The 23,193-nt window shown below is 36.1% G+C and carries 17 protein-coding genes and 1 other RNA gene; 7 read left to right on the forward strand and 11 right to left on the reverse strand.

What is annotated here, in order from left to right:
* Window positions 1-46: 46 nt before the first annotated feature.
* Entirely contained in the window at window positions 47-1,375 is a 1,329-nt protein-coding gene (locus IP358_RS03760) for an MATE family efflux transporter (RefSeq protein ID WP_248613419.1), read from the forward strand.
* Between the two features lie 22 nt (window positions 1,376-1,397).
* On the opposite strand, the gene IP358_RS03765 is transcribed toward IP358_RS03760, so the two are convergent.
* On the reverse strand, window positions 1,398-1,610 hold the full coding sequence (locus IP358_RS03765; RefSeq protein ID WP_006803171.1) for a hypothetical protein: 213 nt from the start codon (window positions 1,608-1,610) through the stop codon (window positions 1,398-1,400).
* A gap of 126 nt (window positions 1,611-1,736) precedes the next feature.
* On the opposite strand from IP358_RS03765, the gene serS reads away from it, so the two are divergent.
* From serS to IP358_RS03780, 3 genes are read left to right on the forward strand one after another with little or no spacing between them, the layout of a single operon-like run.
* A complete protein-coding gene (gene serS, locus IP358_RS03770; RefSeq protein WP_006803170.1) occupies window positions 1,737-3,014 on the forward strand; it encodes a serine--tRNA ligase in 1,278 nt (425 codons plus the stop codon).
* Window positions 3,015-3,017: 3 nt separating this feature from the next.
* A complete protein-coding gene (locus IP358_RS03775) occupies window positions 3,018-5,441 on the forward strand; it encodes a tetratricopeptide repeat protein (protein ID WP_006803169.1) in 2,424 nt (807 codons plus the stop codon).
* 4 nt (window positions 5,442-5,445) lie between these two features.
* Entirely contained in the window at window positions 5,446-6,213 is a 768-nt protein-coding gene (locus IP358_RS03780; protein WP_006803168.1) for a TIGR02757 family protein, read from the forward strand.
* Here IP358_RS03780 and IP358_RS03785 read toward each other — a convergent pair.
* The 3 genes from IP358_RS03785 to IP358_RS03795 are packed head-to-tail and all read right to left on the reverse strand — an operon-like array spanning window position 6,210 to window position 11,596.
* Window positions 6,210-8,504, reverse strand: a complete 2,295-nt coding sequence (locus IP358_RS03785) for a flagellar hook-basal body complex protein (RefSeq protein ID WP_006803167.1) — start codon at window positions 8,502-8,504, stop codon at window positions 6,210-6,212. The genes IP358_RS03780 and IP358_RS03785 overlap by 4 nt on opposite strands.
* Before the next feature lie 11 nt (window positions 8,505-8,515).
* A complete protein-coding gene (gene flgD, locus IP358_RS03790; protein WP_083781404.1) occupies window positions 8,516-9,682 on the reverse strand; it encodes a flagellar hook assembly protein FlgD in 1,167 nt (388 codons plus the stop codon).
* Window positions 9,683-9,691: 9 nt separating this feature from the next.
* The gene (locus IP358_RS03795; RefSeq protein WP_169302242.1) at window positions 9,692-11,596 is read right to left on the reverse strand and encodes a flagellar hook-length control protein FliK; all 1,905 of its coding nucleotides are present in this window, start codon (window positions 11,594-11,596) and stop codon (window positions 9,692-9,694) included.
* 129 nt (window positions 11,597-11,725) lie between these two features.
* On the opposite strand from IP358_RS03795, the gene typA reads away from it, so the two are divergent.
* From typA to IP358_RS03810, 3 genes are read left to right on the forward strand one after another with little or no spacing between them, the layout of a single operon-like run.
* The gene (typA, locus tag IP358_RS03800) at window positions 11,726-13,525 is read left to right on the forward strand and encodes a translational GTPase TypA (RefSeq protein ID WP_006803164.1); all 1,800 of its coding nucleotides are present in this window, start codon (window positions 11,726-11,728) and stop codon (window positions 13,523-13,525) included.
* Window positions 13,526-13,534: 9 nt separating this feature from the next.
* Entirely contained in the window at window positions 13,535-15,907 is a 2,373-nt protein-coding gene (locus tag IP358_RS03805; protein ID WP_006803163.1) for a ribonucleoside-diphosphate reductase subunit alpha, read from the forward strand.
* Complete coding sequence (locus IP358_RS03810; protein ID WP_006803162.1) at window positions 15,908-17,299, forward strand: PhoH family protein; 1,392 nt, start codon at window positions 15,908-15,910, stop codon at window positions 17,297-17,299.
* A 1-nt stretch (window position 17,300) separates the two neighbouring features.
* Here the strand turns inward: IP358_RS03810 and prfB are convergent, their stop codons facing one another.
* From prfB to kdsB, 7 genes are all read right to left on the reverse strand, one after another.
* Window positions 17,301-18,404: a peptide chain release factor 2 gene (gene prfB, locus IP358_RS03815; protein ID WP_006803161.1), complete on the reverse strand. Its 1,104-nt coding sequence runs from the start codon at window positions 18,402-18,404 to the stop codon at window positions 17,301-17,303.
* A 9-nt stretch (window positions 18,405-18,413) separates the two neighbouring features.
* Window positions 18,414-19,412, reverse strand: a complete 999-nt coding sequence (gene mnmH / locus IP358_RS03820; protein WP_006803160.1) for a tRNA 2-selenouridine(34) synthase MnmH — start codon at window positions 19,410-19,412, stop codon at window positions 18,414-18,416.
* A gap of 15 nt (window positions 19,413-19,427) precedes the next feature.
* Window positions 19,428-19,525: signal recognition particle sRNA small type (ffs, locus tag IP358_RS03825), an RNA gene on the reverse strand.
* Between the two features lie 51 nt (window positions 19,526-19,576).
* Entirely contained in the window at window positions 19,577-20,164 is a 588-nt protein-coding gene (locus IP358_RS03830; RefSeq protein WP_006803159.1) for a pyridoxamine 5'-phosphate oxidase family protein, read from the reverse strand.
* Between the two features lies 1 nt (window position 20,165).
* Window positions 20,166-21,146: an iron-sulfur cluster assembly scaffold protein NifU gene (locus IP358_RS03835; RefSeq protein WP_006803158.1), complete on the reverse strand. Its 981-nt coding sequence runs from the start codon at window positions 21,144-21,146 to the stop codon at window positions 20,166-20,168.
* Window positions 21,147-21,156: 10 nt separating this feature from the next.
* Window positions 21,157-22,329, reverse strand: a complete 1,173-nt coding sequence (locus IP358_RS03840) for a NifS family cysteine desulfurase (RefSeq protein WP_006803157.1) — start codon at window positions 22,327-22,329, stop codon at window positions 21,157-21,159.
* A 150-nt stretch (window positions 22,330-22,479) separates the two neighbouring features.
* On the reverse strand, window positions 22,480-23,193 hold the full coding sequence (kdsB, locus tag IP358_RS03845) for a 3-deoxy-manno-octulosonate cytidylyltransferase (protein WP_006803156.1): 714 nt from the start codon (window positions 23,191-23,193) through the stop codon (window positions 22,480-22,482).

Consider the following 23,193-nt stretch of genomic DNA (forward strand, 5'->3'; position numbering starts at 1 on the left):
GATATGCTGGAGTTTTTAAAATTTTTTGGATAATAAGTTGAACCAATTGCGTTTTTTTTCCAAAGAGAGAAGTCGCAGGATTTTAAATATTGCAATTCCTTCTGGATTAAACTCACTTTTGGATATTATTAATCTTAGCATTGATTTGTTGATGATTGGCACTTTTGGCGCAAGCGCTATTGTAGCGGTGGGTGTTAGCTTGAATTTTATTATGCTAATGTTTGCCTTTACAACGATTGTATTCGTGGGGAATAGCGCGCTTGTGGCTAGATTTTTAGGGGCAAAGGATCAAAAAAGCGCAAATGAAGTTGTGCTAAGTTTAACCTTTGCTTCCTTTTGTTTGTCGTTACCTTTGATGATGTTTGGGTTTTTTGGTTATGAGCTTTTTTTTTCTTGGATTGGAATCTCAGAACAAGCCCATAGTATTGGAAGCGCATATTTGGGAATAGTGCTTTTTAGTATACCTTTACTTTTGGTTAAACAAGTGAGTATTTCTGCATTTTCTGCTGCTGGGGCTACAAAATTTCCTTTTTATATTAAAATTGCAATTACGCTTATTAATCCTTTTGTTAAATTTGTATTGATTTTTGGCTTTGTTTTTATCCCATCTTTTGGGGTGATTGGTGCGGCTATTGGGACATTGATTATCAATTTTTTAGAAACTTTAGCGCTCTTTTTGCTTTTGTTGTTGTATAAAAAAAGCCCTATTGCGCTAAAGGGGCGGATTAATTTTGATTTTATTAAGCGTGCTTTTATTGTGGGGATTCCAAGTGGAGCGGAGCGCTTTTTAACGCTTTTTGCGATTTTGTTTATGACAAAATTTGTTGCATTGTATGGGACTTATGATTTGGCGGGTTACCAGATTGCAACAAGAATTGAAGGGTTTGTCTTTATGCCCGGATTTGGCTTTATGATTGCTGCAATGGCGTTAATGGGGCAAAATTTGGGCGCTAAGAAGCCATTAGAAGCAAAATATTCTACTTTAAACACTCTGCTATTGGGTGGAATCTTTATGGGAATTGTAGGCTTTGTGATGAGTGTTTTTGCTCCGCAAATTTCGGAGTTTTTTAGCAAAGATATTGAAACAATTAGTGGGAGTGTGAAATATTTAATCCCTATTGGAATCTCACAAGTTGCTTTTGCTTTTATCTGTATTTTAGATGGGGCATTGCGTGGGGCTGGAATTACAAAAATCACGCTAATAATTAATAGCGTGATGATTTGGGGATTACGCGTTATTCCTTGCTATTTTATTGCGACATTTGGGTATCCTGTGGTTTATATTTATATTTGCATTTGTGTGGAGACATTTTTGAGAGCTTTTGTGTATTGGAAGATTTTTCAAAGTGGGATATGGAAAAAACAAAAAATATAGATTCCAAAAAATTGGAATCCATTTAGTCAATTAGTGCGATAAATAGTTCAAGATTGCTTAAAATATACAGCACAATTACACCAAAACAAAGCAAAAATGCAACAAAAAATAGAACCTTTTTTTCAAAGCTGGTGAGTTTGGTGCTATTTTTGCTAATAGAGATTCCAGTGATAATTAAAATTACAAGTGAGATTCCGCCTAGAATGGCAAGTGTGAGTGTAAAATTCCCAAGCATTTAAACTCCTTAAAAAATTTTAATTATATATTATCTTTCTTTGATTTTCTCTAATTGATGAAATTTTTAGCCTGTTTTAAAAGGTGGTATTGTAAAATCCTTGCATTTTTAAATTTTGGGGTATTTATGATTGATTTAAAACTTCTTGTTAATGATTTTAATGCTGTTGTGGAAAAACTTTCAAAACGCAATATTGAAGCAACTTTGTTAGAAACTTTGCGTCAGAGCAGTTTAAACTACAAGCAAAAGAAAATTGCCCTAGAAGAGTTACAAGCTGAACAAAATGCTAAAACAAAGCTTTTTGCAAAATACAAGCAAGAAGGGGGTGATATTAACGCGCTTAAAATAGAATGCGATGGGCTTAAAACAAAGATTGATTTATATGCAAAAGAATTAGAAGTTTGGGAAAATCAACTCCAAGAACTCACGCATAATATTCCAAATATCCCAGATTCTAAAACACCTTTTGGCAAAGATGAGAGCGATAATGTGGAGCTTAAAAAGGTGCTAGAGATTCCACAATTTGACTTTAAGCCTAAAGAGCATTGGGAATTAGCGGAGCAAAATGGATGGATTGACTTTGAGCGGGGAGTGAAACTTGCAAAGAGTCGCTTTAGTGTATTTATGGGAATGGGGGCAAAGCTAGAGAGAGCATTAATTAATTATATGTTAGATTTTAATAGCGCGCGTGGGTTTAGCGAAGTTGGCACGCCAGTAATTGCAAATGCACAAACGCTTTTTGGCACGGGGCAGTTGCCTAAATTTGAAGAGGATTTGTTTAAGATTTCTGATTTTAAAGATGAAGAGAGCGGTAAGGGACACGCATTATACTTGATTCCAACGGCTGAAGCAACGCTTACAAATCTTTATAGTGATGAGATTTTGAAAGAAGATATGCTTCCTGTAATGCTAACAGCTTATACGCCTTGTTTTAGAAAAGAAGCAGGAAGCGCTGGAAGAGATACGCGCGGGATTATTAGACAGCACCAATTTGACAAAGTGGAGCTTGTAGCACTCACAATGCCACAAGATAGCGATATGATGCAAGAAAGAATGATTGCTTGTGCTTCGGAGTTGCTTGTTTCTTTGGGACTTCCGCATCGTTTGGTGCAACTTTGTGGTGGGGACTTGGGCTTTAGTGCAAGTAATACGGTGGATATTGAAGTATGGCTTCCAGGACAGAATTGTTATAGGGAGATTAGCTCTATTTCTAACACAAGAGATTTTCAAGCAAGAAGGGCTAAAATTCGCTATAAAGATTCCAATAAAAAGAATGTCCTAGTGCATACATTAAATGGTTCAAGTTTGGCAGTGGGTAGAACACTTGTAGCTATTATGGAGAATTACCAAAATGCAGATGGCAGTATTAATATCCCGCCTGTTTTAGAGCCATATTTGAGATAGTAAATGGCAGATAATCAAAGTTTTGAAAACTTCTCTAACTCTTTGGAAGCTTCAAATGCATCACAAAACCAAGAGGGCGATGTTATTCAGCTTGATGATAATTTTAATGTTTTAGATGATATTTTAAAAAAGGAGGAGCAACCACAAAATACAGAAGGGAAAACTGCCAAGTTATTAGATTATTTAGCTCAACATAAAAAAGTAACGGCAATTTTAGTTTTTTTGCTTGGTTGTTTGATTCTTGTTTTTATTTTTCTTGCTGGCTTATTTTTAACAAAAGACCATAAATTAGCGACAGAGGATTCAGTAATAGAATCTCCCAAGGAATTTGTTATTAAAAAAAGTGAGGGGCTTATTACGGATGCTGAGAATTTAGAAGCGTGGATTAAAAAGGCAAATTTTTTATATACAAATGGAAACAAGCAAGAAGCCTTAGAGTTATATGGAAAAATCTCTAATTATTCTGAAGTTTTGTCTAATTACAATTTAGGGGTTGCGCAAATGGAAGAAAAGGCATACGAAGAAGCGCTTAAGTCTTTTCAGAAAGCAATTGATTTAAATGAAGACAGAGTGATTAGTGCTTTAAATGCTGCTGTATGTTCTTTGCGTTTAGAAGAACCGCTAAAATACCGCTATTATTTACAGCTTGCGCAGACTTATTTGCCTTATTCTGGGAATTTACCTTTATATTCCTATTTGTATTCCTTGACAAATTTTTATTTGGGAAATTATTTAGAAGCATTTTCATCGCTATTGCATAGAAATTCTCCATATTATCAAGCAGAAAGTGATGCGTTATTGGCGGCTATGTATGCGTATTTTAATAACAATTATAAAGCCATTGAAGCCTTGAGTAAAAATTCAACAGACGCTAAGAATTGGTTTAACCTTGCCTTGCTTTATGCTCGTATTGGGGATTATCCACGCGCAAATTCTTTAATGTTGCAAAGTATTGATGCATTTGGAAGCAATCAAGAGATAGATTTTGCCTTGCTATTAATTAAAATGAAACTACCAGAATATGGACAGGCTGCTAAAATTTCTAGCAAATATGCAAACAATGAGAGCGCATTAAAAAACAATCCTTATCCAATTAAAATCACTTTGCGCGATGAGTTTTTTAACATAGATGTTGCGCAAAAGCGTTTTTGGGAGAGTTTTAGCGGGCAAAAGCTAAATGCGTATAAGATTTTGTTTTATTATGCGCCTTATAAGGTGTTTGACGCGCAAGAAGCCTTTAATGTGATACAAGAAGGTGGGATCAGCATACATATTGAAAACTTGCAAGAAGCAAAAGAAATTTTGGTGCGAGGACAGACAATTTCGCGTGTAAATCGCAATATCGCAAATGCGATTTTAGAAACGCTAAATGGAAATATCCGTAATGCTAATGCGCTTTTAAAAAAGGCGGTGGAGACTTATCCTAATCATTCTATTTTGCATTATAATTTAGGTTTAAATTATGCGCAAATGAATGATTTTGACTTGGCATATCGTCATTTTGTTCGTGCGTTTCATCTAAATCCTAGTGATTTGCACGCGGGGCTTTTTGCGATGATTACAGCAAAGCTAACATACAGGGATACAACGCGCTTAGAAGAGGATATAGGGAAAGAGATTGTAAATTTTAATGGAAATGCAATGGAGCAAGAGTTTATCCAAGCACTCTTAAACTTCGCACGCGATGGGATTCCACATCCGATAGAGTTGCTAGAGAAGGAAAAAAGTAATGTGGCAATTTATTACGCACTAGATTTTGCACAAGGCGTGCAACTTAATAATCAAAGTTTGCTTATTAAAAGTGCGGAATCCTTAAAGCACATCACGCCACGCGATCCTGTTGCAAACTTGCTAGCCTTGCTTGCGCTCAATTACAAAGATGATCCAAAAGCCCTATCTTTAAAGCTTCAGCAATATTATCAAGATCAAAACATCAATAAGGATGCGTTTTATTATGGCGCATCTGTGGTGCGTGAGATGTATATTGAAGTGGCACATATTATTGGAACTTTGCATTATATTCAGCAAGATTTAGATACGCGTTTAATCACGGAGCAAAAAGATGTGCGTGGCGTGATACAGGCTTTGGCATTGACTTATTTGTATCTGCAAGAGTTTGAAAAGGCTTTTACGCTTTATAATAGTTTGATTGATGATTTTAAAGAACAGGATACGCAAACTCTTTTTTTGGCGGGTGTTGCAGCGGTTGGAGCAGGGCATTTAGAAAATGCTACAGCATTGTTACAATTAGCAAAACTTGAAGCTCCAACGCATTATGAAACAAGGATTGCAAATGCAATTATTTACTTGCAAGAGAGAAATTTTAATGCAGCAAGTATGCAGTTTGGAATGCTCGGGGATTCTAAAATCTTATCTAAATATTTTGATTTTAAAATAGACACGCAACAATTATTGCAAAATCCTTAATTTTATGCTTCCTAAAAATCCTACTAAAAAAATCTTAAAAGTATTTTTAGAAGAACAATATCAGAGTTTTAACACAGAATGCGCTGTGAGTGAAGAGTTTTTGGATCCTTTGTTTGTGGCAAGAGAGTTTAAGAATGAGAAGGTTGCTTTGTTTTGTGCATTGTTTGCCTATGGTAATGTTAGAGCGATTTTAAATTTTTTGCAAAGTTGTAATTTGAGAGATTTGCTAGACTCTAATAGAAATTGTAAATTACAAACAAATAAACCTTATCGTTTTCAAAGCAATGCAGAAATTCAGGATTTCTTTAGCGCGTTGCAGTATTTAGGGTCTTTGGAGGATATTTTTTATCAAGGGTATCAAAAAGTTGGAATCCAAAATGGCATTTTAGGTGGAATCCAAAATTTGCAACGCGCAATTTATGAGCGTTTGGAAAATCCTAATTCTAAGGGTTTGCAGTTTTTACTAGGTGCGCCAATTACTGAGAAAAACACTTCGCCTTTAAAAAGATGGAATCTTTTTTTACGCTGGATGGTTAGAAAGGATTGTTTGGATTTGGGCTTGTGGAATAGTGTGGATAAAAGGGATTTGCTCTTGCCGCTTGATACGCATACTTTTAGAATCTCACAAAGATTAGGATTATTAGAGCGCAAGAGTTATGATTATAAAGCAGTGCTTGAAGTAAGCCAAAGTTTAAGAGAGTTTAATCCAAGCGATCCGATTAAATATGATTTTGCGCTTTATAGAATCGGACAGCTTGGGCTTTTAGATTAGCGTTTGAGTTGGATAGCCTCTTGCATTAGTTGGTCAGCTGTTGTGATGGATTTCGCGCTCATTTGATAACCTCTTTGATAGACAATTAAATCTGTTAGGGCAGTCCCTGTATCTACATTGCTAGTTTCTAGCATATGATCCATTACTTGCCCAAATTTAAGCCCTGCAAGCCCATCCTCATTCCACGCTAGAATGGGTGGTCCACTCACAACGCTAGTTTGTCCATTAATAGTGCGCGCATTCATTTCAAAAAGATTTCCACCTACTTTGCTCAAACCTTGATCATTGACAAATGCAGCAACTCCAAACCTACCGATAGGTTCTGTTCTTCCATTTGTGAAATTTACTAAAATGATGCCATCTTTGTTGATAACTATATCTTTCATAATTCCAGATGCTGTTCCATCTTGTGTGATAGATTTTGTGGTGGAATCCGTATAAGCAAAATTACTAGAAGTTTTACCATCTTCGGATTTCGTTAAATCTACAGTTATACTGCCATTATTAAATGGCACTTCAAAAGGAGTTGCATTTGCACTTCCATCAGCATTAAAAGTTATTTCACTCATTACGGGTGTATCGCTGATTAGTGCTTTTCCTGTGCTGTCATAAATTTCTGTACGCACTTCCCAGCGTTCTAGTGTTGCAGGATTAGAATTAGGGTCGCCTTGTTCTAAGAGTACATATTGACTCTTTAGGATAAATTTCTCGCCAGAATCACTAAAGATTTCCGTGTTTGTTTCATAAGTTGGAACTTGAAGTTGAGTGCTACTAATACCATTTAATTTAATGGCTTTCCAGCCTTTGGTATCTTCTGCTGGATTTGTGTTTCCTTCCCCATTAATTTTTTGATACAAGATTCCATTGTGGCTTACTATGGAATCTTGCTTATAGGTTTTACCATTTTCGTATTTTCCGATACTTCCTATTTTTGTTTCACCTACCTGCTTCCAGTTTGTGGTATCTTCTGCTGGGGATTTTATAGTAACTTCACCGGTGGCTGGGTCTGTAACTTCTTCTACAATTCCTTTATCGGTGAGCTTTTGATAAATCTTTCCATCTATAATAACAAAGGAATCTTTATCATATTCTTTAGCTTGTTTGTCGATGTATTCTTGCACAGAGCTACTATCAATAAGCGTCCAGCCATTAGTATCATCAAGAGGATTTCCCGCGGCTACCCCATCTCCATTTTTTTGAAAAATCATTCCCTCATATTTCACATAATCTTTGTCTTTATAGTCTTTGCCATCCACAAACTCGCTGAGTTGTCCTTTAAAAGCGGATTCCAAAGCACTTTCATTTGCTTTTAAGCCTAGTTTGTCTGCTAGCTTTCCACTTACGCTTAATTTTATATCTTGCATTCCGCTATTACTTAGGTATAAAGAACAATCTACAGGATTTCCTTCGCTATCAAGTTTTAATCCAAGTGTTAAGCCAGTTTTGTTTTTGACTAGCTCCATAAGTTCGCCTACGCTTTTAAAATCTACTCCATAAGAGAAAGTGTAATCTGTAGTTGCTCCGCCTTTTTCAATGCTAAATTTAAGATCTTTAAAGTTTTTAGCATCAATAGGCTTACCGCTTGCATCCATTAGAGAGTTAATATCTTGTGCTAGGAATTTATCCATACTAAATTTTCCATTTTCATCTTGTAAAGCAGTGATGCCCTTTGGATTTTGTGTGCGGTTTAGGTTGATTGCTAGATTGACTTCTGTGGTGAGTGTGGGCTTATAATGCAAATCTTTTGGGATTTGTAAAGGCTCTAATTTTGATCCTCCAAGCGCTGCATAATCTGCTTCTAGGTTATTTGTGCCAGTTAGAGTTCCATCTGCTGCAATTTTTCCTAGATTGATTCCATACATATAATAACCACTAGAATTTACCAAATATCCTTCGCCATCTAGACTAAAAGAACCATCTCTTGTGAAGAAATTTTGTTGTGTGCCTGTGTAATTTGGAGATTTAATATCAAATTCCCCACTTTTATCAAGCCCAACAACAAACCAGCCCTTTCCACTATAAGCAACATTGAAATCCCCATCAGCTTTTACATAAGTGCCATCATTGGAATTAATTGCATTAGAGCCAATGGTTGCACCATAGTTATAATCGTTATTGATGGGGGAGTTTGAATTAATAAAGTTTAAATTTGTGGCAAAAAGGCTTTTAAATTCTGGTAGATTTCCCCTATAACCTGTGGTATTGACATTTGCTATATTGTTTGATGTGGAATCAATTCCGAATTGATGTGTTTTGATTCCACTGATTCCATTATAGAACGATCCAACCATAACAAACTCCTTTAGGCTTTATCTTCTGGTTTTGGCAGATCGGGTAAATCCACACCTTCACCTGTTTTTTTATAATAAGAGGTTACATAGATAATTGGAACAGTTAATTTATCTCCCAATTTAACATAGGGAACACCTTGATCAAAGACAATGCTTTGCACTTCACCTCTTCCTAATTGTGTTTCTTTATATTTGTTTGTATCTTTATCAAGATTATATTCGGCTCTTACTGTGTAATCGCCTTTGCTCATAAACTCCCCTTTATTATTTCTAGTATCCCATTCAAAAGCGATATAGCCTTGCTTACCTTTATATTTATAGGATCCGTCTGGGTTTTTCTCTGCCAAGTCAATTTCACGGATTACATTATTGTCTTTATCGGTAATTGTAATTTTGGGTGAGCCTTTTTCTGGATCAATTGGTTCATCAAAATATAACTCAAACTCAATAGGCTCGTTTTTTTCTACTTTGAGTGCAGTAAATGCTGTTTCGGCGATATTTCCTATCATTCCAACTGTGTTATAACCACCAAGAATAGAGCTATCTTGGATGCTTCCTGCTAAAACACCCATTGTTTCTAGCATTTTTTTCTGTGTTTCTACAAGTTTATTTTGCGCTTCAATGGTTGCTTTGTTGGTTTCTTGCATGGATTTCATTGTTGTCGTCATATCTTCCATTGCTTTTTTCATTTTTTCTTGCGCTTCAACTTGTGTAAGTTGTGCAGTCTGTGTTAGTATCTCTTGTGTTTCCATAGGAGCTGTTGGATCTTGATTTTTTAATTGTTCTAAGAATAAACGCATAAAAGCTTCATTGGATAAGGAATTGCTGTCTTCTTGGTTTTTATCTGGAATTGGCTTGTCGCCTAATGGGTTGTCTGTCCCACCCCCACTGCTTGTTCCACCACCTGAGCTTGTTCCACCCCCACTTTCTGTGCTTCCTCCTGAGCTTGTTCCACCACCTGAACTTGTTCCACCCCCACTTTCTGTGCTTCCTCCTGAGCTTGTTCCACCACCTGAACTTGTTCCACCCCCACTTTCTGTGCTTCCTCCTGAGCTTGTTCCACCACCTGAACTTGTGTTATTTTCTTCTTCTTTTTCTCTAACCCCACTAGGTAGAATTGGATTAGATCTAGTTGATGGGTATTGATAATTTCCACTTAAAGTTGAGATTGTTGACATGGTTGCTCCTTAAGCATAGTATGAAAAGCTAAGTTCCGCAATGGCTAGTTTTGCATAGGGATTCTTTGCTTTTTTGTCTATGTGCAAGCTATTTTCGTTCCAATTTTCAGAATTTTTTGGATTTTGTTGTGAATTTTGTTTAAAATTTTCAGAATTTTGCTGTTGTCCTTGTTGGAATCCACCTTGCTGATTTCCACTAGAATTACTAAAATCTCCATTGCCTAGACTATTGCCTTGATTGTCTTTAAAATCAATTTCCACATTTTGGAATCCTAAATTTCCTAGTGCATTCTTGAAATCTTGCGTATTTTGCATAATAAGTTGCAAGGCGTTTTGATTGGAACTAATTTGCACAGAGAGTTTATCGCCATTTTTAGCAATGGTAAGCTCCACGCTTCCTAGATTTTGTGGATTTAGCTCTAGACTAATTTTTGTAACAGGCGGACGATAGTTTGTAATCGCATCTCTTAGGCGATCGCTAAAATGCGTGAAAGTATTTTGGAGGCTGAGACGCGATTCTCTCTGTGTTTGCAAGCTATTTTGGTAGTTTTCTTGATGTGCCTTTTCACTCTCTTTGCGCACTTCTTTTTCTTTGGGTTGTTGGATTTGTTCTTTTGTTTCGCTTTGAGATTTTTGACTTGTTTTTAAGAGATTGTCTAAAAAGCTCTCTTGCTTGGTTGTTTGCTCTTGGGGTTGGAGTATTTCTTGGTTAATATTTAGCGGACTTTGTCTCGTTTCTTTTACATCTTTTAGGGTTTCTTTTGAGATTATTTGAGGCTTTTCGTTTTTGGGAGTGGAATCTTTTTTGGCTTCTTTGTGATTTTTGGCGATAAAATCCATTTGGGTAGGGTTTGGCTTGTTTTCAAATTTTGAATTTTTGGATTCCAACTTTTCTTTTATATTTGCTTCTATATTAATGGGTTTTGGGGTTTGTGTTGGCTTTGGTGCTTCTTTTAAGGTTTGCGCTTGTGGCTCTTGCACCTTTGGATCTTGAATTTGCTGTGCTTTTTGTGGAGCTTTTGAGTTCTGTAAAATTTTGGTTTTGGAATCTATTTTTGTATTCTTGGGATCTAAATTCTCTTTTATTTCTTGTGCTTCTTGCGCTGTGTTAGTTTTAGATTCTACCTTTGTTTTTGGCGTTTCTGGTGTGGAGTTTTGCACCTTTGTTTGAGACTTTTCGTTTTGAGACTTCTCGTTAGGTTTGGAATCTAAAATTATAGAGTCATTTTTAGATTCCAACTTTTGAGTGTGCTTTGTATCATTTGTGTTGATAGGTTCTTTTGTATCTGTTTTTTTAGATTCCTTGTTTTGCTTGATTTCTTGTGCTTTTTTTTGAAAACCTAAAGAGTCTTTGGCGGTCAAATTTTTATCTTGTAAAATCGCATTAAACAAAGGCTTTTTAGGATTATTTTTAGGCTCTGTTTTTGGTTCAAGTTTAGAATCTATTGTGTTTTTGGATTCCGCATTTTCTAACTTTTCATTTAATTTGGCTGTGGTTTGTGTAGAAATTTTTTTAAGATTAAGCTGCAAATTTTTAGCAACTTCACTTAAATCTTTGAGAGTTTTTTCTTTGTTTTGTATGCTTGAAAATTCTAGTAAATCCTTAGCGCTTCTTGGCTGAGGTATTTTTTGAGATTTAAAATCTTTGGTGAGATTATATTTTTCATCAAGAATTTTTAGAAAATTGCTTTTGCTGGGCATTAATTTATCATCTTTTTGAGTGCTTAGCGGAATTTTTAGAGTGGAATCTTTTTTTATATCTTTTTTTGTAGCTGGCTGTGTTAGTGTATTAAAAATTTGCGCAAAACCTTGAGAATCTTCCGTTTGGGTTTCAAATGGATTGTGTTTGGTTGTATTTTTTGTGTGGATAGCAGATTTCTGATTAATAGATTCAACTTCTAAAAAAGGAAGCATAGCAACGCCTTTTTGCAAATAAGATTCCATATTTAAAGCAAAAAACATTCCATATAAAGCATTTTATGTTAAGAATAATTTGAGTAGAATCCGCAATTTATTTTACAGATTAAAATCCTAAGGAAACAAATGCAAGAAATTAGAAATATTGCGGTTATTGCGCACGTAGATCACGGAAAAACAACACTTGTAGATGGGCTTTTGCGCCAGTCTGGCACATTTGCAAGCCATGAACAGGTTGATGAGCGCGTGATGGATAGTAATGATATTGAAAAAGAGCGTGGAATTACAATTCTTTCTAAAAATACGGCAATTAACTATAAGGGTGCTAAGATTAATATTATTGACACTCCCGGACACGCGGATTTTGGGGGTGAAGTTGAGCGTGTTTTAAAAATGGTTGATGGAGTCTTGTTGCTTGTAGATGCACAAGAAGGGGTGATGCCACAGACTAAATTTGTAGTGAAAAAGGCGCTAGGGCTTGGAATCCGTCCTATCGTGGTGGTAAATAAGATTGATAAGCCTGCGGCGCAGCCTGATAGGGTGATTGATGAAGTGTTTGATTTATTTTCTGCAATGGGAGCAAATGAAGAGCAATTAGACTTTCCTATTGTGTATGCCGCTGCGCGTGATGGCTATGCAATAAAAGAGCTAGATGATGAAAAAAAGAATTTAGAGCCACTTTTTGATGCGATTTTAGAATATGTGCCATTGCCTAGTGGTAATAAGGAAAATCCTTTGCAGGTGCAAATTTTTACACTAGATTATGATAATTATGTGGGCAAAATTGGAATTGCAAGAATTTTTAATGGTAAGATTAGAAAGGGTGAGAATGTAATGCTTGCTAAGAGTAATGGAGAGAAAGTTACAGGTAAGATTACAAAACTCATTGGTTTTTATGGGCTTGCAAGAACAGAGATTGATGAGGCACAAGCAGGGGATATTGTGGCACTAGCGGGATTCCATTCTATTAATGTTGGGGATTCTATTGTAGATCCTAATAATCCTATTCCACTTGATCCTATGCACCTAGAAGAGCCAACAATGAGCGTGAATTTTGCTGTAAATGACTCTCCATTTGCTGGGCTAGAAGGTAAGCATGTAACAGCAAATAAACTAAAAGAGCGCCTTGAAAAAGAAATGCAAACTAATATTGCTATGAAAGTTGAAGAATTAGGTGAGGGCAAGTTTAAGGTTAGCGGTAGGGGAGAGCTACAAATCACAATTCTAGCAGAGAATCTAAGAAGAGAAGATTATGAGTTTAGTATTTCGCGCCCTGAAGTGATTGTGAAAGAGATTGATGGACAAAAATGTGAACCTTTTGAATCTTTAGTTGTAGATACGCCACAAGATTATTCTGGAAGCGTGATTGAAAAGCTAGGACGTAGAAGAGCAGAGTTAAAAGCTATGAACCCTATGGGAGAAGGCTACACAAGGTTGGAATTTGAGATTCCAGCTAGAGGACTTATTGGATATAGAAGTGAATTTTTAACAGACACTAAAGGGGAAGGTGTGATGAACAATAGCTTTTTAGAATTTCGCCCTTTTAGTGGAAGTGTGGAGACTAGAAGCAATGGTGCATTAATCTCTATGGAAAATGGTGAGGCAACGCCTTTTTCATTGGGAAATATCCAAGAGAGGGGTGTGCTGTTTATTCCACCACAAACTAAGGTATATGTGGGAATGATTATTGGAGAGCATAGCAGAGAAAATGATTTAGATGTTAATCCTGTTAAAGCAAAGCATTTGACAAATATGCGTGCAAGCGGAAGTGATGATGCAATTAAGCTAACACCGCCTAGGGATTTAAATTTGGAGCGCGCATTGGAGTGGATTGAAGAAGATGAGATTTTAGAAGTTACGCCAAAGAATATTAGAATCCGCAAAAAAGTGCTAGATCCAACACAAAGAAAAAGAAAAGCAAAATAAGGGGGCAAAATGCTGACAGTTGTTAAGAGGAATGGGAGAATTGAACCACTAGATGTTACAAAGATTCAAAAGCATACAAAAGATTCCGTTTTGGGGTTAGAAGGTGTTTCGCAAAGCGAATTAGAAGTGGATGCGAAGTTGCAATTTCGCGATAAAATCACCACACAAGAGATTCAACAAACGCTGATTAAAACAGCAGTGGATAAGATTGATATTGATTGTCCTAATTGGACTTATGTTGCGGCACGCTTGTTTTTATATGATTTATACCATCGTGTTAATGGTTTTAATGGCTATAAAAGCCTTGCAGAATATTTTGAGAAAGGGGAAAGAGAAAATCGTATTATTGGGGGCTTAAAAGAGAAATTTAATCTTGATCGTTTAAATAAAAAAATTGTTCCAGAAAGAGATTTGCAGTTTAATTATTTGGGTGTCAAGACGCTTTATGATCGCTATTTACTAAAGGATAAGCAGGGTAATCCTATTGAATTGCCACAGCATATGTTTATGGGGATTGCAATGTTTTTGGCGCAAAACGAAAAAGATCCTAATTATTGGGCAGAGCAGTTTTATGATTTGCTTTCAAAGTTTGAAGTGATGGTAGCAACACCTACGCTTTCAAATGCGAGAACTCCACGCCATCAACTTAGCTCTTGTTATGTAGGAAGCACGCCTGATAGTATTGAAGGAATTTTTGATTCTTATAAAGAAATGGCACTTTTAAGTAAATATGGCGGTGGAATTGGCTGGGATTTTTCTAAAATCCGTGGGCTAGGAAGTTTTATTGATGGGCATAAAAATGCTGCAGGCGGAGTGATCCCTTTTTTGAAAATCACAAATGATATTGCCATTGCTGTGGATCAGTTGGGCACTAGAAAAGGTGCAATTTCTGTATATTTAGAGCCTTGGCATAGTGATATTTTTGATTTTGTAGATATTAAGAAAAATAGTGGAGAAGAAAGAAGACGCACGCACGATTTATTTCCAGCGTTATGGATTCCAGATTTATTTATGAAAAGAGTAGGCGAAGATGGTTTGTGGAGTCTGTTTGACTCGCTTGCTTGCGCGGATTTAACAAATTTGTATGGGGAAGCTTTTGAGGCGCGTTATATTCAATATGAACAAGATGAAAGCATCGTTAGGGAAACTGTTAAAGCTAAGGATCTTTGGAAGAAAATTTTAACGAGTTATTTTGAAATTGGTTCTCCATTTTTATGCTTTAAAGATAATGCAAATCGTGCCAACCCAAATGCACACGCTGGGATTATTAGAAGCTCAAATCTTTGCACAGAGATTTTTCAAAATACAGAACCAAACACGACTTTTATTCGTGTAGAATTTGAAGATGGCACAATTGAAGATTATCCAGAGTATCAGCCTATTATTACAGATTATGGTATTGAAAAGCTTTCTAATAAAATCACTTCCACAGATAGTATTGGTGGTAAAAAGGTTTTTATTGCTCAAAGAGAATCAAAAGATGGTAAAACTGCTGTGTGTAATCTAGCGTCCATTAATCTTTCAAAAATTCACACAAAAGAAGATATTGAACGCGTTGTGCCAATTGCAATTAGAATGCTTGATAATGTGATTGATTTAAATTTCTATCCAAATCGTAAGGTTAAGGTTACAAATTTAGATAATCGTGCCATTGGACTTGGTGTGATGGGTGAAGCACAAATGCTTGCAGAATCTCGTATAGAGTGGGGAAGTGATGCACATTTGCAAAAGATTGATGCAATTATGGAATCTGTGAGCTATAATGCAATTAAATCTAGTTGTGAGCTAGCGCAAGAGAAGGGCGTTTATAGCGACTTTGTAGGCTCTGAGTGGTCTAAGGGGATTTTTCCTATTGATAAGGCAAATAACGAAGCAAAGGCTCTTGTGGATCGTGGTGGATTGTTTGCGTATGATTATGATTGGAATGCATTGCGTGAGGAAGTCAAAACTAAAGGAATGCGCAATGGTTATTTAATGGCGATTGCTCCAACAAGCTCCATTTCTATTTTAGTTGGCACAACACAGACAATTGAGCCAATTTATAAGCGCAAATGGTTTGAGGAAAATCTTAGTGGCTTGATTCCAGTTGTTGCGCCAAATTTAAGCTTGGATAATTGGAATTATTATACTTCAGCTTATGAAATTGATCAACGCCTACTTGTTAAAGCTGCCGCTGTGCGTCAAAAGTGGATTGATCAGGGGCAAAGCACAAATATTTTTATGGCTCTTAATTTAGCAAGTGGAAAATACTTAAATGAAATTTATACGCTAGCTTGGAAGCTAGGATTAAAATCTACTTATTATTTACGCTCGCAAAGCATAGAAGCAGAAATCTCAACAGACACGATGGATAGAAGTATTGAATGCGAAGGTTGTCAATAGGTGAAAAAATCCTATCTTATTGATACTTCTATAATCTTAGATGATGTGGAGAATCTATTTTTTCTCCATCAAGATGGTGAAAATACTATTTTTATTTGCGATGTAACCTTAAGTGAGCTAGATAAGAAAAAAGACTTAAATAGCGAAACAGGATTTTTTACAAGGGAATTTTTTAGAAGCATAAATGGCGATAATGCTAGCATTTCAGAATATATCGCGATAGAAAACGACAAAATCCACACGCTATATTTTAGCAATAACGCTAGAGAAATTCCTTTACAAATTATCCATCGTCCCATTTATAAAACTAAATTCCAAGATTATGGGCTAAATGATGCGCGTCTTTTAGAGATTGCTAAAGATTATAATCTCACGCTTTTAACAAATGATATATCTCTAAAGATTTATGCACTTTCTTTAAGTATTAACTCGCAATCCTTAATGCGTGATCGCATTGAAAATCCACAAGAAATTGATTTTTTAACACATTTTAGTGTGCATAAGAGCAATATTAAAGTAAATATAGAAAAAGAGCAAAGGTTTAAGGCTCTAAAAAACTGGAGTTTGCTTGCTATTGATGAGCTAGATAACACAGAAAACAGCCTGTATCAAACAGGCAAAAAACATTATGGAATCAAGCTTGATGGAGTGTTTGAATCTTTGGATTTTGACGCACTTTTAGAAGAATTTGTGTTTTATGTTAAGCCTATTAATTTGGAACAAAAATTCCTTTACGCACTTTTAATGCACCCTAGAAATAAAATTACCATTTGTAGTGGTGCAACAGGCAGTGGAAAAACACTAATTGCTTTGCAGGCGGGATTACATTTGCTTAAAAAGGGCATGGTAGATGGAATCGTATATTTGCGCAACACCGTTACAGCAAATGACAAAGAAGCAGAACTTGGATTTCGTAAAGGCGATGAGAGCCAAAAGCTAAATTATTTTATGTATCCACTCTTTAGTGTAATTAATTTTATGATTACTAAAATGCAAAAGGAATCCCTAGCAAAACGCATTGAATATCGCGGAGATGCAAACAGCATTGAGAGTAAGGAAGCCACAGAATATTTTATCACAAAGCATAATATTGAAGTTATGGATATTGCGCACGCTAGGGGGGTTAGCATTGCTAAGAAGTTTGTGATTTTTGATGAAGCGCAAAATGCGTCAAATGCGACAATTAAGCTCATTGGCACAAGAATGGCAGAGGATTCTAGGATTGTGTTTTTAGGCGATCCTATGCAAATTGATCACCCCTATCTTAGCAAGTTTCGTAATGGGCTTGTGAGTCTGCTAAAAAAAGCAAAGCAAGATAATTTTCTCTCTGCCATTGTGCTACACCAAACAATCCGAAGTGAGATTGCAGGCTGGTTTGAGGATAATTTTTGAATTACGATTCCGCTTTTTGCGTGTTAATGTGGATTAGCACACCTTCTAAAATTGTATCAATATCGCCATCTAAAATCGCATCTACATTAGTGTAAGCAAGGTTTGAGCGTAAATCTTTGACTTGCTGATAAGGCGTTAAAACATAGCTTCTAATTTGATGTCCCCAGCCATTATCACCTTTATCAGTGTGATTGGATTCTGCCTCACGCTTTAGGCGTTCTAGCTCATAAAGCTTAGATTTTAGCATTTTTAACGCGCTTGCTTTGTTTTTGTGTTGGCTTCTATCATTTTGGCATTGCACGACAATTCCGCTAGGCTTATGCGTGATGCGCACAGCAGATTCTGTCTTATTTACATGTTGTCCGCCAGCCCCACTAGCACGATAAGTATCAATCTCTAAGTCTTTTTCGTCAATTTCAATATTAATCTCATCATCAATTTCGGGGCTAACCTGCACAGAGCTAAAACTTGTGTGGCGTTTAGCATTAGCATCAAAGGGGGAGATTCTAACAAGGCGATGCACGCCATTTTCAGCCTTTGCATAGCCATAGGCATTTTCGCCCTTTATAATAAAACTCGCATCTTTAATCCCTGCTTCATCGCCTTCTTGATAATCTAGTAATTCCACTTTAAAGTCCTTGCGTTCCGCCCATCGTAAATACATTCTATAAAGCATACTTGCCCAATCCTGTGATTCTGTTCCACCAGCACCTGGAGTAATGGTAAAGATTGCATTGTTGGAATCTAGTGGATCACTTAACATTACTTCAATTTCAGCATTCTTAATAATAGATTCCAACTCTTCAGATTCTGCAAACAGCACTTCAAGACTCTCTAAATCATCACTTGAGAGTTCAAAAAGTTCAATTGCATCATCAAGGGCAGATTTTGCGTTGTTGTATTTTTCAAGTTGTCGCTCACAACGCTTTTTTTCTTTTTGTAACTCTCCAGCTTTTTTTGCATCTTCCCAAAAATCCTTTGTTTGCTCTAGTTCCGTAATCTCTAAAATACGATTTTTTAGGGAGCTAGGTTGCATAATTTTTTTGATATTTTCACATTTTATATTAAGTGTTTTTAAAAGTTCGCTATAAGTATAAGTATCCAAAAGTTTCCTTTATTTATAATATTCTCTTGCAAGTGTGCAAATCTCGGTGTGTGCTTGCTCTAAAGAATGATAAGAAATAGTGTAAGCATAAGATTCTTTTTTATAGACCTTATCATAATATTCTACAAGTAAAATCTCAGCCACACTCTCTAAATCACCACAATTAAAGGCATCTTTAGCCTTTTGCCAAAAGTCCTTTTTCATAAAAGGAGAGATTTTTTGCATTGCGTTTTCAAAAAATGCGTGTGAGATTTTACCATATTGCTTAGTAATTCTCTTGATTCGCTCTTCAAGTGGAGTTTGGATAAAAATCTTTGGAGCGTTTTGATAGGCGTTATAGAGCACGCTAGGAAGGATTAAATTGCCAATCCTTTTACTCTCACCCTCTACCAAAACAAAAGGTGCATTTTCTAGCTCCCTAAGTCTTTCAAATAGCGCGTTTTGAAAGCTTTTTACACTAGGTTGTGTGCCACAAATCCCACCAAAGCTAGAGCCTAAATGCTTTGCAATCCCTTCTAAATTTAAAGAATTTTCAAAAGAAGCAATAATCTCACTCTTCCCGCTCCCTGTTTGTCCTATAAGAGTAATAAAGTGGTGTGGTAAGGGGGATTGTAAATAGCGCGCCACTTCCTTGCGATAAGCTTTGTAACCACCTTCTAGTAAGGCAACTTGATAACCAATTTGATAAAGTATGATTCCAAGTGCTTGACTGCGCATTCCTCCACGAGCACAATGGATTCCAATAGATTTTTTTGGGCTGATTTTATCTTGCAGTTTTAAAAGATGCTTAGAGATATTAGCGCTCACAAAGCTTGCCCCTAAAACTTTGGCTTTAAAAGAGTTTTGTTTATAAAGTGTGCCGATATACTCAAACTCATCATCATTTAAAACAGGGTAATTTATGGCATTTGGAATGTGTGATTGCTTGTATTCTCTAGGAGAACGCACATCTATGATATGAGAAAAATCTGTTTGTAAAAATTGCTCTATGGGAAGTTTTTTTGTCATTTTAAATCTTTAAACCCCTTTTAAGATACTTGCGGCACATAAACTTTTTAGAGGCTCTGCTGTGTTCCCACCCTGAAGCATTATCCAAAAAGCCTATTGCACAAGTCTCAAAAAGGGCAAATGGAATTTTATCTCATCTTAAATAAAAATAAATTGAATTTTAGTTAGCTATTAAAATGCCGTATCATTTTTATGGTATTTTTATCAAGTTCTGTCCCCCTCTTTTCTAAATCTTTAATAATTTGTTCTCTAGCATTTGCTTTTAGATTCTGTCCAAATTTTGCTTTAATGCTTTTGCTAATTATTTCTATTGTTCCTACAAACACGCCTTTTTCTTGCCCTTCAAATTGTCCTAAATCCATATTTAAAGATTGGTGAGAAGGTTCATATTTTTGAACAAGAGTTTTTAGAATATGTTTTTTTCTTTGTACTTCGGTTATTGTTTTGAAAATGCCACTTAAATAAATTGAAAAGAAAAACTGCGTTGGGATCATAGTATTATTTAGAAAAGTAGAGTGGATATAAGAATAAACTTTTGTAGCAGTAAAAGAAACTTTAGGATTCTCTTTTAAGAGATGGTATTTTCTACCATTCTTTGCGCCGTGTAAGTAAATTTCATTTTCACAATAGCAAAAGCTAACTGGAACTCCATAAGGTTCAATATCCGGAATAATTATTACTCCAAATTCAATTTTTTCTAGCATAGATTCCATCAGCTCGGAATCTATGCATTCAAATTCATTGCGTCTCATTTTATACAGGGAATACCCTAATACTAGAATCTAAAGATTCTTGCAAGACAGATTCAATGGCAAAGAGCGTTCCAGTAGCACTGCTAGCACAACCGCTACAAGCTCCTAAATATCGGATATAAACATCAGTATATCCATCACTTCCATTTTTTAAATCGATGATTTCCATATTTCCACCATCCATCATTAGCATTGGACGGATTTTTTCATCAATAGTGTTTTCAATGGCTTTAATCTTTTGCACCATTGTCATTTCTGTAAATTTCAAATCCCCTTGACTTTGTGCATCTGCTTTTTCTCTTAGGGATTCCTCTTCCATTTCAGCACGCACTTCCTTTAAAATATCAACTAAATAATATTCTCTCTCTTCGTGCCCCCCAGGCTTAATACAGCTTTTGCAAAATGCGCCTGCTTTTGTATATTCTGTGATTTCTTCTACGCTTTTTAAATTATTAAGTTTAATCACTTCTTTAAGTGTTCCAAGACTTACTCTAGCGCATTCGCAGACAATAATCTCATCTTCAAAATCTTCAGGATTTTTTCCTAGATAAAGTGCAGCTGCTTTTTTAATTACATCATATGCCATTACAGAACAATGCATTTTTTGTCCCGGAACTGCTGGAGTATCTGGATTGTCGCGCAAGGCTTTTTCTACATCAATATTTGTGATTTTTACGGCTTCTTGCACTTTTTTGCCCAAGCAAAGCTCAACCATCATATCACTACTTGCAATCGCCGTCCCACAACCAAAACTCTTAAATTTTGCATCTACAATCACATCATTAGAATCCACAAGCCAATATAAACGCACAGCATCGCCACACGCTTCTGCACCATAATCTGCAACAATTAATTTTAAGCCTCTCTTATCGGCTTCTTCTTGTGTGATAACTCCTAAATGCGTGGGATTGTCCATTCTATCGCTAACTTTTTTAGAATATGCGTCCCACAATGCTCCACCTAATAATTCATTTTTTGCCATATTTTTTCCTTTAATAACTGCTTGAAATTTTTCTTAAGCGTTCAATGGATTTCTTAAAAACTCCAATTGCATAATCAATCTCTTCTTCACTTGTAAAGCGGCTAAGTGAGATCCTAACTGCCGTGTGTGCCAATTCTTTATCTGCACCAATAGCACTCATTACTGGATTTGCTTCTAAATCCTCACTTGCACAAGCGCTACCTGTTGAACAAGCGATTCCATTTTTATTTAAATCCCAAAGCATTGCTTCACCTTCAACACCGCGAATGCTAATTAAAATTGTATTTGGCACCCTTAAAGAGCGATCTCCTACCACAAAAGTATCTTTAATCCCTAAAAGCGCGTCTTCTAATTTATCGCGTAATCTTCTAACATTATTGCGTTCAAAGTCAAGATAGAGTGTTGCTTGACGCATTGCTTCACCCATTGCTACAATATAAGGCACATTTAAAGTTCCGCTACGGCGTCCGCCCATATGTTCGCCGCCGTGGAATAGGGGAGTGAGTCTCACATCTTTTTTAATGTATAAACCACCAATTCCTTTTGGTCCATGGAATTTATGCGCACTAAAGCTTAATAAATCAATATTGCACTTTTGCACATCTACGGGAATTTTACCAATAGCTTGCACGGCATCTGTATGAAAAAGGATTCCATATTTTTTGCAGATTGCTCCGATTTCTTCAATAGGAAAAATGATCCCTGTTTCATTATTTGCCCACATTATACTAACAAGGGCGGTTTTATCTGTGATTGCTGCTTCAAGGTCGGCAACACTTAGCGTGCCATTCTCTCCAATGGGTAGATATGTAACATTCACTCCCAAATCTTCCAAGAAGCGACAGGTTGCAAGAATCGCTGGATGTTCCACTTCTGTTGTAATAATATGGTTTTTCTCACCAAAACGCAAAATATCAAAATATACGCCCTTTAAAGCCCAGTTATTGCTCTCTGTTGCACAAGAAGTGATAATAATATCATCTTCATCGCGTGCATTAATACCTTCATAAAGAGACTCAAAGGCTTCTCTAATTGCTGGATGTGTTTCTGTGCCAAAACTATGCAAAGAGTTGGGATTGCCATATTTTTCACAAAAATACACTTCCATTTTCTCTTTTGCTTTTGGATCTAACATTGTTGTGGCGTTATTGTCTAAATACACCCTTTTATTAGATTTCTCCATACTTATTTGTCCTTTCTTTAGTTTAAAATAAATAATATTTAGTTTATGCTGTCAATGTAAATTGCGTTTAGCTTTTACTCTAAAAATGCTTAGATTATTTTTAAGCTTAAAAAGCAAAAGTGAAAATGGAATTTTATGGATATAGCCAAATTAATTAAGATAGGTTTTTAAAGCGCGTTCTAAATCTTCTTGGGTATCAATACCAAAAGATTTTGATTCTACCTTTGCCATTGCGATGGTTTTACCATTTTCTAATGCGCGGAGTTGTTCTAGCTTTTCAACAGATTCTAAAGTGGATTTTGGCAAGGTGCAAAACTCTTGCAAACTCTCTGCACTAAAAGCGTAAAGCCCTAAATGCCCATAGTAAATCACGGAATCCAAATTGTCTCTATTGTAGGGAATTTTAGCGCGTGAAAAATAAATCGCTTCGTTATTTGCATTTAGCACAACTTTGACAAGATTGGGATCTTGTGCTTCTTCTTGTGTGATGATCTTTGCGCAACTTCCCATAAATGGGGTTTTAGTGTTATGCATTAAGTGTTTTAGGGCTTGTATCACTTCAATTTCTAAAAAAGGCTCATCAGCTTGTAAATTTATCACAATTTCAGAGCTTCTAAGCTTCAGAATACGCGCACATTCAGCGATTCTATCTGTGCCACTTTCGTGTGCATTGCTTGTTAAGACAGAAGGAATCTTGTATTGTGCGCAAATATCAACAATACTAGAATCATCACAAGCTACCACAGCATCATCAACTTTTTGAGCGAGCATCGCGGTGCGAACAACCATAGGGATTCCATTAATTTGCGCTAAGACCTTGTTAGGAAAACGCGTAGATTTAAGTCTTGCTGGAATAATAATCAT

Source organism: Helicobacter winghamensis ATCC BAA-430 (genome assembly GCF_028751035.1).
Classification (GTDB): domain Bacteria; phylum Campylobacterota; class Campylobacteria; order Campylobacterales; family Helicobacteraceae; genus Helicobacter_D; species Helicobacter_D winghamensis.